The organism is Bacillus cereus group sp. N21 (assembly GCF_016483395.1).
Lineage (GTDB): Bacteria > Bacillota > Bacilli > Bacillales > Bacillaceae_G > Bacillus_A > Bacillus_A pseudomycoides.
This window is the reverse complement of sequence record NZ_JAEHBX010000035.1, coordinates 39,392-53,645: the sequence shown is the minus strand read 5'-3', so window position 1 is coordinate 53,645 and position 14,254 is coordinate 39,392. Positions and strand designations below refer to the sequence as shown.

Below are 14,254 nucleotides of genomic sequence, written 5' to 3'. Positions count from 1 at the left end.
GAGCTCCGATTGAATATCGAATCTCGATGGCTGCATAGTCTTTTTTTACAGCTGTCCACTTGACGGGGGTAAGACCAAACCAACTTATGGAACAGCCCTTTTATTTTTGATACCTATTAATCATGTAATTTGTTTAAAAACTCAGTGAAATTACTTGCCACATAAAATACATTTTCTCTTGCTACTTCCTCTGCTTCTTCCGCTGTAATCCCTTCACTTTCCATCAGCGTTTCTTTTTCCCATGCATCTTCATGTTCCCAAAAGACAACAATTGGTTTGTCTTCATGATTTTTATAATCAAAACAGATTAAATTTCCTGCTGGATCATTCATAAATGGAAATAGCTTTATTTTCATTCTATTATCCCTCTTCATTCGCATAACTCGTTACAGTTTTATGTACCTTGTTAGTTATTCTATATGGGTAATATTCTTTGATTACTTATCGACACATCATCAATGACAATCGCACACAGTACATTATCATAATCAATACAAAAACCAATCTTTTTGTTGCAATGGAAATAAAAAGCCCCGTAGAGATTGTTTTCTCTGCAGAGCGTTCAACATTTTTAAAGGGATTAATGACACCAAACTTATAAAATACTAATAACCTATTTATTAAATATCATCATCATCCCAAATTGCATCAAATTCCTCATCTGTCATGTCACTATCCTCTTTTAAATGCGGAGCATAATAATGCCCATTAGCATCTAAAATATATTCAACTTGTTCTTTTTCATCCGAAATAATGATGGTATACTCATCCTCTGCTTCATATACAGTAGGAACTATACTAACCAAAACTAGCCATGCAATTCCCTTAACACCATCAAACCAATCGTATGCTTTAATGGTTCTTTCCAAACTATTATTGATTGTGCCTGATAATTTGTATTCTTCTTTATAATCTTGGGCTATTTTTAATACCTGATCAGTTGATAATTTAGTTTTCATTAGCTTTCCTCTCATTCTGTGAAGCCTTTCCAATCCTGTGATGGCCAGACTCCGTACCTTAATCTATGGATATATCTTTGAGAAAATAATATTTCTGCTTCAGAAAATCCATCTTTATTTCTCATAATTTCATTGTAAACATACTCTTCTCTTTCAAGTGTTGATTGTTTCAAATAGTTTTCTTTTCCCAGTTCTCTCCATTGTTTCGCATGATAAGATTCATGTAATGCACTAAGATATGTTGGCTTCCGCCTTAAAACAATTTGTCCTGTTTGAGGATCAAAACCTGCTGCAGCGCTACTTGGTAAAATGTTTTCTTTTTTATCAAGTACAACTTTTATATTATTTTCAGACATTTCTCGTTTGAATATTTTAAGTTGACAAACATTCATAAGCCTTTGTCCGTTCGATGCTATTCTAACCTGTCCACTTACTGGCATTTCTTCCCACGACTTGAAATCAAGTTGCGCAATTTCGTCCGTATCCTTAATTCCATCAATTTCCTTACTAACTCCTGAACCAGCATTCCCTATTCTCGTAGCAAGCGAATCCTCAATCCCCTGAATCTTACCATCCATAAACTTAGTACTCTCTGCATGGCGCGTATTAACCCACTCGGTAACCTTCCCTGGGCCACCTTGCTTCCCTATCAATGCACCGTCTCCAGCTGCTTCAACGCCTTTGAAGGAAGCTGTTACATAATCTACACCCTCGTCTATTTTTGGGCCAAGCTGATACATTTTTTCATTTCCGTATTTTTCTGCTTTTAGGCCTGCTAGTCTCATGTGGTCAAGCGTAATATTTTTGCTGTCCTGCAATAATTGTACTTGGTTTAAAAGTAGTTTCTCTATCTCATCTTTTTCTAATAACGCAAGGTTAATTATTAATTTGATTCTTTTACAATTCCCCTCTACTATCATCATACACTGTACACAGCCATTATTATCTATAAAACACTTCATGCATTTATATAATTTTAATGTATCTTTTCTATGCTAAAGCGCAAAAAAGCACTCGTCGTCTATTGTAGACAATCAAGTGCTTTAAGTTCATTTATATTCTTATGGTCATATGGACGCAATTTCATGAAGTTCTTACTTCTTACAATAGATTTCAAAGAGGAAGTGTCCGTATAATAACACTTGTATCAAGTCGTTTCATGCCATTCTAAAAAAAGAATTACACTGCACACAATATGTTATGTTTAAGCAAACAACTCTAGCATTATTGCAATACATTGAGAGATTTTATAACTGTAAGCGAATCTATATTTACATCCGTTATAAAACTCCTCAAGCAATAAAAATCGGGTTAAAGAAATCGCTTAGATTTAACTTTTTTGTGTCCACGATATTGACTCAAATTCAATATTGATATTATGTAGCAAACCATCTTCGTTATTTTGTAATGTAGTTATGTTCTATTTAAATTTTAATTTAGGAATTCAAATAATTTATAGTTTTTCAGTAAAATTATGCTCCTGATTTTAAAACTTCTTAAGAGTGTCTTAATCTATTCATTCCTTTAATAAAACTTAAAATGGAATCTTTACTTAACATCAAATTACTTAGGTATAGTAAAAAATCAAATTCATCCTCATCATCACCAAAAGTTAAAACGAATGGGCTTATATATGGTTTATATGTAATATCACATACAACCTTATCTGTTATTTTAACTTGAAAATTACGTTTCCCATCATCTGTTCTCTCATTTATACAGATTATCTCATCAGGAATTGCCTCATATTTCTTCTCATTATATATAAAAAAGAATTTATCTGAATCAACATAAATACCTATCAATTGTCCATCTTCACTAAATCCTCCCACGCCTTGTCTAACTAACTGTACTTTATTTTTTTCAACTATTGAATATCCGCTAGGTTCTAATATAATATATGTGCCAGTCTTAGAGTAATTATTCAGTATTATCATAAGCTCCTCCTAATGCACTAATCCTAATAGTGTATTTATTACATCATCTTTTTGCATTGATTTTTCAATTATAATTTTCCATACTTGTTCATCTGATTCATAAATTCCTTTATCAATGTATGAATCTTTTATCTTATTAAACATACTTTCAGCTGTTGGTCCTATTGGATTACCGTATTTTTTAATATTTCTTTCCTCTAAACCGGCTCTCTCCTCAGCAGTCATATTTCCCCTTGCGGCAATTTTTTGCTGATTACGTGCTTCTACAACATGTTTAGCTATATCTTCTTTAGAAAATCCTTCAGCTGTCATTCTTTCTATATCACTTTCTAATTGTTTAGATGCTTCAAGATAATCCTTTCTTACATTTTGCATTTCTTTTGTCCACTCAACATTTGTAAAATCGTATTCTGATTTATGATATGCAGTACCTTCATTTGGTAAATATCCATAGGATCCATTATCATCAGCGTGTATCTGTTTAAGTACTTCTGGCTTTACCTCCTCTAAAGGTATACCTTCACCAGTTTTTCCAACGCCAGTTTTACCTGCTCCCTTAGCAAGCGAAGCCTCAATCCCCTGAATCTTACCATCCATAAACTTAGTACTCTCTGCATGGCGCGTATTAACCCACTCGGTAACCTTCCCTGGGCCAGCTTGCTTCCCTATCAATGTACCGTCTTCAGCTGCTTCAACGCCTTTGAGTGTAGCTGTTACGTAATCTGCACCCTCGGCCATTTTTCCGCCAAGCTGATACATTTTTTCATTTCCGTATTTTTCTGCTTTTAGACCTGCTAGTCTCATGCGGTCAAGCGTAATATTTTTTCCGTCTCGCCATGATTGTACCATATTTTTCCCTTGATTTGGATTAAAACTCGTTGCTTCCTCTTGTAATTTCCCGAATGATCCAAAAGCTTTGAATCCTTTTATAGCTGCTCCAGCACTCGCAATATCGAAGACACCAAAAACATATCTTTCTACTTTTTCTCCTTGACTTAATTTCCGGTGTGTTCCCCAGTCTTCTCCGTCATGGGCACTTTTTACTTGGAGCCCGCCAAATACCAGTGATGCTGCAACCCCTAATGGTGGACAAATGAACATTGCTCCGACTGTTAGAACTCCTAATCCAAAGTCACGCCATGCCTCTAGTTGTTTTTGCTCATCCTCTATTGATCTGTATTCAAACCCTCGCGTCGAAGGAACACGTTTTCTGTATTCTTCATAGTCAAGCTTCATGTTTGGATCTTTTCTTTTCCATTCTTCATATTCAGCATGAAGAACTTTATCAAATGCACGTGAGTCTTTGAAAATATCATCCACCGTTATTTTAGGTTTTGTTGTTGTGATCGTTTGCGGTGTGCTACCATAACTATATGAACCTGGTACTGTAGTTGTTGTTGTAGAGCCAATTCTGTTTGTAGTTTCAAATTTTTCAATGGACAAGTCTCTCATTTTTTGTGCAAATTGATCCATTGTTACAACAAATGGTTTATCGATATGATCATAAACGACTCCTCCTGCGTCATCACAATATTTTTGTAGAGTGGTATAAGCATCATGTAATTTCGCAATTGTAACAGCCTGATCTTTATGATGAAAATAAATACTTCCATCTGAATCAAGAGCATGTATTCTTTCCTGTACATCTTTTAAAAGACCATTCACTTGATCTAATTTTACGAATGTATCTTTTGTGATTTGGTTCAAGCCATCTTTCATATCTACCCAATCTTTCGGCTTATAACTAACATCCATGTTTCTTCCATCCCCCATTCCCGTATCAGCCGTAGTTATTCTTGAGGTTGTAATTTATTATGTAATTCTTCATCCTGTGTTTGCATTTCTTGGCGAACAACCTCTACAATGGATGCCGCTCGGTTATAATGGTCTGCTAGTTCCAATATTTTATTTAATATTTTCGGATACACGTCTATAACTCGCATCGCTTCTCCTTCAAGATAGAATTGACACTTCTCTAGATTTTTCGCATTTGTCGCTATAGCACCTGAATAAATGTTATATATGCTTTGAAGACGTCTTATAATGTCTTCTATCTCATCATAATTCAATACAATTTCTGAACTGCTACTTGCTCCGCCATCTTCCATTGGTATTTGCATTAATTTCGTCCTCCTAACGAGAATTGTCGTGGATCACTTATTTTTTTATACGGCATTTTTAAAACATCATATAACTTCTTATTCACCGCATACAGACTAGCCCATTCATAACGCTTACGTTCTACTTCTATTTGAATAAAATCTTTCCCCTCTGTAAAGTACAAGAAGCATTCCCATTTCCCTCTATCTTCTGCTCTTCGACTTCGCGGGCGAGACACTGTTTCGATAGCTAGTAAATCCTTTTCAGATAAATCCATTTCTTCAAAAGTTTGCTGCTCTTTTTCTGTCATCTTCTTTGTAAAAAAGGTATCTTCTATTTCTCTTGGTTCTCGCATTAAAAATGGAATCCGTTCTAATAATGAAAAATAGACATCTCGCTTCGCTATGTAATGAATTTCATATTCTTCATTTTGTTTTCGTTCTGTTAAAACAGCTACTCTGTCTTTATCTTGTGGCAAAAATCCAATTAATAGATTATTAATTCGCGTATACTCTTGGCTTTCTTGATATGCCTTCAGTAATTCAATCAACTGAAAAGCCGCTGGTGTCAGCCCATTATTCTCTGTAACAAGCCCTTTCTCTTTCAATTTCGCTGTTGCTTTCGTTATGCAGTCTTCATCAGTTAAAGCAAGAATTTCACGCTCTTGTAAGCCAAATATGTACGTAACTCCAGCTGCACCAGCTAATGTGTATAGTTCAGCAGGTGTAAAGCTCCACACGTCTTTTCCCATCTGTTTTATCCTCCTCTCTATTTCAATCTTTTTATATTTTCTACTTCAGCCCTATTTGTAAAGGAATGAATGTTCTTATCAAGCTCCTTAAGCGCCTTTGTCTGTCCTTCAAGTGCATCTGCGACTTCAGAATTGTACTGGATGAGCAATTCTAAATAACATAAAAAGGCATCTCGTGTTTTCCCGCTCCAACGAGTTCCTGTCACATATGCTTGTAAAGCTTTCACCTGCTCGAGCGAATCTTTTACACCTTTTTCAATTTGTTCTGCATAAGAAATGGCACTTGATACTTCACTTCCATGAATCTCAATCTCTTGACGATGCATATTCTTATTCCCTCATTTCCTTAATCTCTACATTGCTTTACCGATTATTTCAGCCTCCGAAAAATTTCTTTAATGCTTCAGCTGCTTCCTTATCTTCCGCATCTGCCTTTGCCTTATATTCCGTCCATTTGTGGTACGCTTTATTTTTCGCAGCTGCCACATCATCTAATGTTGTTTTGAAATAACGTATTAACTCTGATAGTTCTGAATCCTTTTCTCGTCTTTTTACTACAAACTCACGGGCTGGTATTTTATCTTGTGGTAATTCTTGCCCCATTCCCTCATAAGCTGTCTTTGCGGATTCAACATCGTGAATTAGCTTTTTTAACTCATTTTCTTTATCCTTTAAATATTCATACAATTTATCGTAATTATCACGCTTTCTTTCACTATCCGTATACCCGATATGAAGAAAGTTACCGATGGAATCTATCATGTTCTCTCCCATATTTCTTCCCCCTTTATTTCCTATAAGAAAACAACGAAAGCTTCTAAGTATTATTCATCATTACATCTTGTTATCTTATTCAAAATTTTATTTGTATAATGAATATTTTTCATATTGATATTTTACCAAAAAATAGTAGGCGTTTCACTAGTTATTAAAATAAAATACTTGATTACTCCAGTTAAGATAATAAAGAAGAGAGGCCTCCCATCAGGCCTCTCCTTACTTCAACTTCCCTTCAAAAACAATTTTTCTCCCGCACGGTTCTACAACTGTTTGTCCATCTTTCTTCACTTCATGAAAGATCGGCTCTTCCATACGGCGAGAAGGTGCATATCCTTCACGTTCCATACGTGCTAAACAATCTGTAATGCTTTCGTTCTCTTGTACTTCAAATTTTTTCTTATTAGGTTGTTTTGTCATGCCCTAACCTACTTTCTATTTTTCTTGATGCGAATTGACTTTTCATATATGTGATATATAGAAGTGCAATAATTGCCATTATTATCATAACTGCTATAAAAAAGCTTGTATACTGTATTTTTTCTATAAATACGCCTCCTAATACAGGTCCCATAATACTTCCTATACTAAAGGCAATTCCGGATAATATATTCCCTGCTGGCAGTAAGTGTCTTGGTAATAAATCCGTCATAAAGCCAAGTCCTAATGAGAAACATGAACCGATTACCATTCCAGCTAAGAGCATGCACCCAAATACAATCCAATAATACCCGTCAAACACCGCAGCAAGTAAGAAAACTACTGTACTGATGCTGAATGTCCACGTTAAAATGCGATCTCTTCCATATTTATCACTTAATATACCAAGTGGAATTTGTGTAATAATTCCCCCGATTGCAAATGCGGGTAATAAGAAGGATACATCAGAAACAGACCAACCTTTTCGAAGTGCATATACTGGCAAATTACTATTCAGCATTGCTTCTAACGCACCGTATGCCAAAGGTCCCATAAGTGCAATCCACGCAAGTACAAATACTTGCTTATAACGAGAAAGCGATGATTCATTTTCTTTCCCTGTTTCATCTTGAGCTGGAAAAGCATTTTTAGTTGGAAGTAATAGCAACCACCCTATTAAGCAAAGAATCGTCGATACAATAAATGGAGTTGCAAGTCCATATTGAACAGTACTCGCTAAGTATGGTCCTACTGCAAAACCGATACCAAAAAACACTCCATATATAGATACTTGTCTTCCAATTTTACTTGGATCAGATGTCGTTGTAATCCACGTTTGTGTTCCAACATGTAACATATGATCCCCTATTCCTACTAGAAAGCGAAGTAAAAACCATATCCAGAATGAAAATGTTTGTGTAAAAAAGAATAATGAAATGATAACGAGAAATCCACCGATTACGATAATTGGCTTCATTCCAAACCGCTGCATCGTTTTTTCAAGCCATGGCGAAATAAATAATATTCCAATATATAACGCAGTTGCATGGATTCCATTAATACTAGAACGAATTCCTTCTTGTTCAAAAATCATTGCGATAGCTGGTAGAAGCATCCCTTGTGACAATCCAGAAATCGCAACAATTCCAACCATAATCCAAAATGTAAATCGTATTGACATCCTGTTCCCTCTCCCTTTACATGTTCACCAATTTTCATTATAAAGTGAAACTTTAATCAGTGGGGGTTTTTTTTCATCCCCACTGATTATTAGCCCTCATCAATCGGACTTTTACGGCAGCCCGTCCCCCACCTAACTTCTTTGCTCTTGCTGAATTTTGAGGTGGGGGTCTTACTGCCCGCAAATAGCGGGATAAACTTTTTTCAAGAATGAGTGTGTGAATATCAACATAAAAAAGAAGTTAAAAGATTACTCTTCTAACTTCTTAACCATCCCAAATTTGTGCTTTTACAATATGATTAAAATGTTTAAAAAACGGGCTTCCATATAAGATAGGACCATAAAAGAAATTATACATAGCAACACTTGGTATATATTGTACTTGCGAGTGTGGAGCAAAAGGCTGTTCGTAAACTTGCATATACGTAGGATGAATAAATACTTTTGTATATGAATGACTGCTATATGGTGAGTGAACTATAAAAAAAGGTTCATGTATCCTTTGCGCTAACATATTCATTGCAAATTCCCCTTTAGATACAAATATTATAGTATATGTAACATTTGCATTTTGGAGAATGTATTATTTTCCCAACCAATTTGTAACATACTGTGTAAATTCATCTAAACAGTCAATAAACGGCGAATGCCCACAATCCTCTAATATAACCAATTTTGCATTTGGAAGATGTTTAGCTAATTCTTCTCCAACCACTTGTGGGACCACATAATCACGATCTCCTTGTACGACAAGAGTTGGAACTTGCAGACGGTGGATATATCCATTTCCAGGAACGACTCCATTATGTTCATCTGAAATATTAAATGTAATTAAAGCATAGTTTACATCAACAAAATTACGCTGCGTTAACATATCATCTAAATATTTTTCATAGCGCTCTGGATCTGGTTTGTTATGTGTATAAATAAGTAAGTCCCAGACCGTTCGATAATAGAGCTTGTTCATATTTTTAATGGCATCTAGTACAGGAGTAATTTGAACAGGATCTTGTGCAATTTCTTCTTTTGTTTTTAATAACGTGGATACGATAGGCTGACCATTAATATCCTTTTTAAAGATTGGATATCCTTTCATTCCGACTGATTCTACCAAAATGAGTTTCTCTACAAGCTCCGTATGGCAAGCCGTAAACTCCATTGCGACGCCACCACCCATTGACCAGCCCATCAGTGAAAACTTCTTCAATTGTAGCTCGTCTATAAATAACTTTACATCATCTGCAAAGTCTTGCAATGAATCTATTGGCTTATTGTATGTTGATTTCCCAAAGCCTCTTAAATCAATGGCATAAATATGATATTCATCTTGTAATTTCTCAATGACTAAATCCCAATGCTGTGAAGATGTCATATTCCCGTGAATGAGTATAAGTATTTCTTTATTTCGCCTTCCAACTTCTTGGTATGCGATTGTTTCTCCATTTGATAACGAAACAAATTCCATTGTTGCAGGCTTAATCATCACACATTCCCCCATCCAACTATAATAGAAAGAAAATTGTAAACTTATTTTTAGAATACCATATAGAATGTATGTTCTCAATATGAAAACTATACAAAATTTTTACATAAAACAACATATCTATTGCTAGACAATTATGGTAAAGAGGTATATAGTTAGCTAGGTAACTAATTTGAAAGGATTAAATACATGGACGAAAAACAACATTTTTTTCACATTGTCAGTCAAACTTCTCGAAAGTTTACTAAGAAATTTAATGAACGTGTGTCACCAACAGGTTTATTTAGTGCACAATGGGCTGTTATTTTCCGAATCAATCAAACGGGGCCTTGTACACAAACTGAGCTATGTCAATACTTAAACGTTGAATCTCCAACGATGACTCGTACATTAACACGTATGGAAACGATGGGATGGATCATTCGAACTGAGGGGAAAGATCGCCGTGAAAAGCTCATTTCCTTATCAGAAACAGCATTAGAAATGATTCCTGTATGGCAAGAAGAAGTTGATACTTTTGAAGAAAAAACGTTGCAGGATATTAATGAAGAAGACTTGCAGCGAGCATTTCAAGTACTAGAAGCTATTATTAAAAATTTAGATGATTAATTGGAGGGATGACGATGCAAAGTAAGAGACTTTGGACGAAGGACTTCCTTGGAACTTGTTTTAGTAGTCTGTTTCTCTTTTTAACGTTTTACATGCTTATGACCACCCTGCCCGTCTATGTAATAGACGGATTGAAAGGAAAACCAGAAGAAATTGGTTTAGTCGCAACAGTATTCCTTATTTCTTCTGTCCTATGCCGTCCGTTTACCGGGAAGTGGCTTGACGATTTAGGGAGAAAGAAAATATTATTTATTTCACTTTCGTTATTTTTAGCAGCTACCGTGATGTATTTCGGTGCACAAAGTTTATTTTTATTACTTGCCCTGCGCTTCCTTCACGGGATTGGGTTTGGAATGGCGACTACAGCAACAGGTACGATTGTCACAGATGTCGCACCGCCCCATCGACGCGGTGAAGCACTTGCCTATTTTGGTGTATTTATGAGTCTGCCGATGGTAATCGGTCCTTTTTTAGGTTTAACGATTATTTCGCACTTTTCATTTACTATTCTATTTATCGTTTGTTCTGTATTTTCATTACTAGCATTTCTATTAGGTTTACTTGTAAATATTCCACATGAAAAGCCAGTAAGTAAACAAAAACGTGAACGAATGAAATGGAAAGATTTAATTGAACCTTCTTCAGTTCCAATTGCACTAACAGGATTTGTTTTAGCATTTTCTTATAGTGGCATTTTATCTTTTATTCCTATTTATGCAAAAGAAATTGGTTTAGGAGAAGTTGCAAGCTACTTCTTTATTGTGTACGCACTCGTTGTTGTACTTTCTCGTCCATTCACAGGGAAAATATTTGATCGTTTCGGTGAAAATATACTTGTTTATCCTTCGATTATTATTTTTACAATTGGAATGTTCATCTTAAGCCAAGCACAAACGTCATTTTGGTTCCTTGGTGCAGGTGTATTAATTGGTTTAGGCTACGGAACATTAATTCCAAGTTTCCAAACCATTGCTATTTCCGCGGCTCCAAACCATCGACGCGGCTCAGCAACAGCCACTTATTTCTCATTCTTTGATAGCGGTATTGGTTTTGGTTCTTTCATATTAGGTATAGTAGCTGCACAAACAAGTTATCATAATATGTACTTCATAGCAGCCATTATCGTTGCATTCACATTACTTATTTATTATGGTCTACATGGCAGAAAACAAAAGTTCAAAAAGCAACATACAGACAGAAAATTATCAGCTTAATGTTAATAAGGAAAGTAAACTCCTCTGTTTACTTTCCTTATTTTGTATTTCTAAGAAAACGAGCGTATACTTACTGTAGAAATAACAAGGAGGTACATAGATGAACTTTAAAAAATCTCCCCTTTTATTGCTCATACTTACACTACTATTTATAGTAACTGGGCTTGGATTTGCATTTTTCAAACAAAACAAAGTCTCTCCTTCTAAAGAGAACGTGACAAAAGAAAATTGGTTACAAGACCCCTACTTACGTTGGTCATACACACATATGAAAGAATTAGCGTTAACGAGCGAAGTGAAAAATAATCCTATGCAAGTATCCCCATTCCCTACTGCATTACAAAACTTAGATGATTTTTCTGTTAAAAAGGAAAATGGAGGCAATATTCCTTTAAAAAAACTATTAGATGAGAATAAAACAGATGCATTTGTCATTGTACATAACGGAAAACTTGTTTACGAGCATTATTTCAATGGATATAAACAAAATAGGCCGCATGGAATGGCCTCTTTAGCAAAAGTATTTACTGGTGCACTTGTACAATCATTAACCGAAGAAGGACTCATCAATGTACACAAGACCGCTGAAACATATGTCAAAGAATTACGAAATACACCTTTCGGGAAAGCAACAATTCAACAATTAATGGACATGCAGGTTTCTGCTGAATACCCGACACATGGGTATATACAACCGGGATTAGAAAATCAAGATGCACAGTTATATTTAGCTAGTAATATTCTTCCTCGTGCTAAAAACTATGATGGCCCAACGAAAATTTATGATATGTTACGAGAAGCAAAAGAAACAGCATCACCTGGAACTGCATTTTCTTATAATAACGGCTCATCTGAAACACTCGGCTGGATTATACGGACAGTGACCGATAAATCATTAGCCGAAAATGTAAGTGAACGAATTTGGTCCAAAATAGGTATGGAAGAAAATGCGTATTATGTTACGGATGAAACAGGAGTTGAACAGGCAAGCGCTGGTTTAAACGCCACTGCAAGAGATATGGCCAGATTTGGGCAATTGATTTTACATAACGGTCGCTATCATGACATGCAAGTTCTCCCTTCCTCTATTTCGGAAAGTGTAAAGAGCGTACAAGAAGGCGAATTAGCAATCGGGCCAGGTGCACCTATTTCTTATCATAATCAATGGTGGATTCCTCATAACGAACAGGGCGCTTTTGAAGTGTTAGGAAGTTACGGACAATGCCTCTATATCGATCCAAAAGCAAATATGGTGATTGTACACTTTTCATCAAATGCTAGTCCGAGCAGTGATGTCCATTCTACTTACTCCAATATGTATATACAAATTGCAAAACACTTAGAAAAGCTTTCACAGGAGTGAAAGCTTTTCTGCTTTCTTTTAATTATCTGAATCTTCAGTTTAATAGAGGTTATTTCTTCAACCACCGCGAATATTTTAAAGAAATAAACTTAAGGAGGTTGATTAATTTGTTTCGTTCTTTTACAAATGGTTGTGTTGCGCTTGTGCAGCGCTTTTTACCAGAACCCTTTATTTTATCCTGTTTATTAACAATTTTTGTTATCTTCTTTGGGATGTTTGCAACGCAGCAATCACCAGTAGAAATGATTGCCCATTGGGGGAATGGCATTTGGGGACTTTTAGCCTTCGCCATGCAGATGGCACTTGTTCTCGTTACAGGTTCTGCCTTAGCTAACGCTCCGCTTATTCGTAAAGGCTTAGCAAAGGCTGCACAATTGCCGAAAACAAGCGGACAAGGTATTATTGCTATTTCTATTGTCAGTTTGCTTGGCGCATACATAAACTGGGGATTTGGTATTGTTGTGTCCGTTTTATATGCAAAAGAAGTTGCAAAGCATATAAAGGGATTAGACTACCGTCTCGCAATTGCTTCTTCTTATTCTGGGTTCCTTATTTGGCACGCTGGACTTTCTGCCTCAATTCCACTTACTCTAGCATCCGGTGGTGAAACATTAATCAAAACAACTGCTGGAAGTATAAAAGAGGCCATCCCCATAACAGAAACATTATTTTCACCGTATGCGCTTGTTCCTGTTATCATCTTCTTATTCACCATGCCACTTATAAATAGAGCGATGCACCCTGATGCAAAGCATACGATTACTGTTGATCCGAGTGTATTTCAAGAAGAAGCGGCTACCCAAGAAATAGAGGCTCGTACATTTGCTGAGAAAATGGAAAATAGTATTTGGATGACTGTCTGCATTGGTCTCTTAGGAATTATCTATATTATTCATTACTTTAGTACGAAAGGTTTTAATCTTACACTCGATATTGTTATTTTTATGTTGCTAATCGCCGGTCTTATTTTCCACCGTACTCCTATCCAATATATTCGCGCCTTTTCAGATTCAACGAAAAGCGCTTCCGGAATTTTATTGCAATTCCCATTTTACGCTGGAATTATGGGCATGATGATTGGTGCAAATAGCGAAGGACTTTCACTTGGAGGAGCTATTTCAAACTTCTTTATTCACATTTCAAATGAAACTACTTTTCCCTTATTCACATTTTTAAGTGCGGGAATTGTAAATATTTTTGTACCATCTGGGGGCGGTCAATGGGCTGTACAAGCTCCTATTATGATCCCAGCAGGCGCTGAACTTGGCGTCCCCGCTGCTAAGACAGCGATGGCCATTGCATGGGGTGACGCTTGGACGAACTTAATTCAACCGTTTTGGGCATTACCCGCATTAGCAATTGCTGGTTTAAGCGCACGCGATATTATGGGATTCTGTGTAATTAACTTACTTTATGCAGGTGTAGTTATCGGTTTATGTTTCCTTTTTATTTGATTTTAAA

At 35.9% G+C, this 14,254-nt stretch carries 17 protein-coding genes and 1 pseudogene; 5 read left to right on the top strand and 13 right to left on the bottom strand.

The window, feature by feature from the left end; translation table 11 throughout:
* Window positions 1–116: 116 nt before the first annotated feature.
* From JDS96_RS18900 to JDS96_RS32200, 3 genes are all read right to left on the bottom strand, one after another.
* Window positions 117–380 (bottom strand): SMI1/KNR4 family protein, encoded by a 264-nt coding sequence (locus JDS96_RS18900; protein WP_199667685.1) that lies wholly within the window; start codon window positions 378–380, stop codon window positions 117–119.
* A 240-nt stretch (window positions 381–620) separates the two neighbouring features.
* Window positions 621–959: a hypothetical protein gene (locus tag JDS96_RS18895; RefSeq protein ID WP_199667684.1), complete on the bottom strand. Its 339-nt coding sequence runs from the start codon at window positions 957–959 to the stop codon at window positions 621–623.
* Window positions 960–970: 11 nt separating this feature from the next.
* Window positions 971–1,882: a zincin-like metallopeptidase toxin domain-containing protein gene (locus JDS96_RS32200; protein WP_242479937.1), complete on the bottom strand. Its 912-nt coding sequence runs from the start codon at window positions 1,880–1,882 to the stop codon at window positions 971–973.
* Between the two features lie 190 nt (window positions 1,883–2,072).
* Here JDS96_RS32200 and JDS96_RS33285 point away from each other — a divergent pair.
* Window positions 2,073–2,333, top strand: a pseudogene (locus JDS96_RS33285) (hypothetical protein); the annotation flags it as partial.
* Between the two features lie 122 nt (window positions 2,334–2,455).
* Here JDS96_RS33285 and JDS96_RS18885 read toward each other — a convergent pair.
* From JDS96_RS18885 to phaZ, 10 genes are all read right to left on the bottom strand, one after another.
* On the bottom strand, window positions 2,456–2,896 hold the full coding sequence (locus JDS96_RS18885) for a hypothetical protein (RefSeq protein WP_041488667.1): 441 nt from the start codon (window positions 2,894–2,896) through the stop codon (window positions 2,456–2,458).
* 9 nt (window positions 2,897–2,905) lie between these two features.
* Window positions 2,906–4,651 (bottom strand): hypothetical protein, encoded by a 1,746-nt coding sequence (locus JDS96_RS18880; protein ID WP_242479936.1) that lies wholly within the window; start codon window positions 4,649–4,651, stop codon window positions 2,906–2,908.
* Between the two features lie 35 nt (window positions 4,652–4,686).
* Window positions 4,687–5,016 (bottom strand): MFS transporter, encoded by a 330-nt coding sequence (locus JDS96_RS18875; protein ID WP_199667682.1) that lies wholly within the window; start codon window positions 5,014–5,016, stop codon window positions 4,687–4,689.
* Complete coding sequence (locus tag JDS96_RS18870; protein ID WP_199667681.1) at window positions 5,016–5,747, bottom strand: DUF5081 family protein; 732 nt, start codon at window positions 5,745–5,747, stop codon at window positions 5,016–5,018. The genes JDS96_RS18875 and JDS96_RS18870 overlap by 1 nt, the downstream gene beginning before the upstream one ends.
* A 17-nt stretch (window positions 5,748–5,764) precedes the next feature.
* Window positions 5,765–6,073 (bottom strand): WXG100 family type VII secretion target, encoded by a 309-nt coding sequence (locus JDS96_RS18865; protein WP_199667680.1) that lies wholly within the window; start codon window positions 6,071–6,073, stop codon window positions 5,765–5,767.
* Between the two features lie 49 nt (window positions 6,074–6,122).
* Entirely contained in the window at window positions 6,123–6,521 is a 399-nt protein-coding gene (locus JDS96_RS18860; protein WP_199667679.1) for a hypothetical protein, read from the bottom strand.
* A gap of 222 nt (window positions 6,522–6,743) precedes the next feature.
* Window positions 6,744–6,944, bottom strand: coding sequence for an NETI motif-containing protein (locus JDS96_RS18855; protein ID WP_018766317.1), 201 nt, complete (start codon window positions 6,942–6,944; stop codon window positions 6,744–6,746).
* On the bottom strand, window positions 6,928–8,124 hold the full coding sequence (locus JDS96_RS18850) for an MFS transporter (RefSeq protein WP_199667678.1): 1,197 nt from the start codon (window positions 8,122–8,124) through the stop codon (window positions 6,928–6,930). The genes JDS96_RS18855 and JDS96_RS18850 overlap by 17 nt, the downstream gene beginning before the upstream one ends.
* Window positions 8,125–8,389: 265 nt before the next feature.
* Window positions 8,390–8,644 (bottom strand): hypothetical protein, encoded by a 255-nt coding sequence (locus JDS96_RS18845; protein ID WP_199667677.1) that lies wholly within the window; start codon window positions 8,642–8,644, stop codon window positions 8,390–8,392.
* A gap of 63 nt (window positions 8,645–8,707) precedes the next feature.
* A complete protein-coding gene (gene phaZ / locus JDS96_RS18840) occupies window positions 8,708–9,622 on the bottom strand; it encodes an intracellular short-chain-length polyhydroxyalkanoate depolymerase (protein WP_199667687.1) in 915 nt (304 codons plus the stop codon).
* A 174-nt stretch (window positions 9,623–9,796) separates the two neighbouring features.
* On the opposite strand from phaZ, the gene JDS96_RS18835 reads away from it, so the two are divergent.
* From JDS96_RS18835 to JDS96_RS18820, 4 genes are all read left to right on the top strand, one after another.
* Window positions 9,797–10,216 (top strand): MarR family winged helix-turn-helix transcriptional regulator, encoded by a 420-nt coding sequence (locus tag JDS96_RS18835; RefSeq protein WP_003202902.1) that lies wholly within the window; start codon window positions 9,797–9,799, stop codon window positions 10,214–10,216.
* A gap of 14 nt (window positions 10,217–10,230) precedes the next feature.
* Window positions 10,231–11,430 (top strand): MFS transporter, encoded by a 1,200-nt coding sequence (locus JDS96_RS18830; RefSeq protein ID WP_199667676.1) that lies wholly within the window; start codon window positions 10,231–10,233, stop codon window positions 11,428–11,430.
* A 100-nt stretch (window positions 11,431–11,530) separates the two neighbouring features.
* The gene (locus JDS96_RS18825) at window positions 11,531–12,793 is read left to right on the top strand and encodes a serine hydrolase domain-containing protein (RefSeq protein WP_199667675.1); all 1,263 of its coding nucleotides are present in this window, start codon (window positions 11,531–11,533) and stop codon (window positions 12,791–12,793) included.
* A 107-nt stretch (window positions 12,794–12,900) separates the two neighbouring features.
* On the top strand, window positions 12,901–14,247 hold the full coding sequence (locus JDS96_RS18820; RefSeq protein ID WP_199667674.1) for a short-chain fatty acid transporter: 1,347 nt from the start codon (window positions 12,901–12,903) through the stop codon (window positions 14,245–14,247).
* Window positions 14,248–14,254: the final 7 nt, after the last annotated feature.

What these genes read in the sequence shown, in the direction of transcription:
- JDS96_RS18880 (WP_242479936.1), bottom strand. Translation starts at nt 4,651, where the DNA reads ATGGATGTTAGTTATAAGCCGAAAGATTGGGTAGATATGAAAGATGGC.
- JDS96_RS18900 (WP_199667685.1), bottom strand. Translation starts at nt 380, where the DNA reads ATGCGAATGAAGAGGGATAATAGAATGAAAATAAAGCTATTTCCATTT.
- JDS96_RS32200 (WP_242479937.1), bottom strand. Translation starts at nt 1,882, where the DNA reads ATGATGATAGTAGAGGGGAATTGTAAAAGAATCAAATTAATAATTAAC.
- JDS96_RS18835 (WP_003202902.1), top strand. Translation starts at nt 9,797, where the DNA reads ATGGACGAAAAACAACATTTTTTTCACATTGTCAGTCAAACTTCTCGA.
- JDS96_RS18865 (WP_199667680.1), bottom strand. Translation starts at nt 6,073, where the DNA reads ATGCATCGTCAAGAGATTGAGATTCATGGAAGTGAAGTATCAAGTGCC.
- JDS96_RS18860 (WP_199667679.1), bottom strand. Translation starts at nt 6,521, where the DNA reads ATGGGAGAGAACATGATAGATTCCATCGGTAACTTTCTTCATATCGGG.
- JDS96_RS18875 (WP_199667682.1), bottom strand. Translation starts at nt 5,016, where the DNA reads ATGCAAATACCAATGGAAGATGGCGGAGCAAGTAGCAGTTCAGAAATT.
- JDS96_RS18885 (WP_041488667.1), bottom strand. Translation starts at nt 2,896, where the DNA reads ATGATAATACTGAATAATTACTCTAAGACTGGCACATATATTATATTA.
- JDS96_RS18830 (WP_199667676.1), top strand. Translation starts at nt 10,231, where the DNA reads ATGCAAAGTAAGAGACTTTGGACGAAGGACTTCCTTGGAACTTGTTTT.
- JDS96_RS18895 (WP_199667684.1), bottom strand. Translation starts at nt 959, where the DNA reads ATGAAAACTAAATTATCAACTGATCAGGTATTAAAAATAGCCCAAGAT.
- JDS96_RS18870 (WP_199667681.1), bottom strand. Translation starts at nt 5,747, where the DNA reads ATGGGAAAAGACGTGTGGAGCTTTACACCTGCTGAACTATACACATTA.
- JDS96_RS18845 (WP_199667677.1), bottom strand. Translation starts at nt 8,644, where the DNA reads ATGAATATGTTAGCGCAAAGGATACATGAACCTTTTTTTATAGTTCAC.
- JDS96_RS18825 (WP_199667675.1), top strand. Translation starts at nt 11,531, where the DNA reads ATGAACTTTAAAAAATCTCCCCTTTTATTGCTCATACTTACACTACTA.
- JDS96_RS18855 (WP_018766317.1), bottom strand. Translation starts at nt 6,944, where the DNA reads ATGACAAAACAACCTAATAAGAAAAAATTTGAAGTACAAGAGAACGAA.
- phaZ (WP_199667687.1), bottom strand. Translation starts at nt 9,622, where the DNA reads ATGGGGGAATGTGTGATGATTAAGCCTGCAACAATGGAATTTGTTTCG.
- JDS96_RS18850 (WP_199667678.1), bottom strand. Translation starts at nt 8,124, where the DNA reads ATGTCAATACGATTTACATTTTGGATTATGGTTGGAATTGTTGCGATT.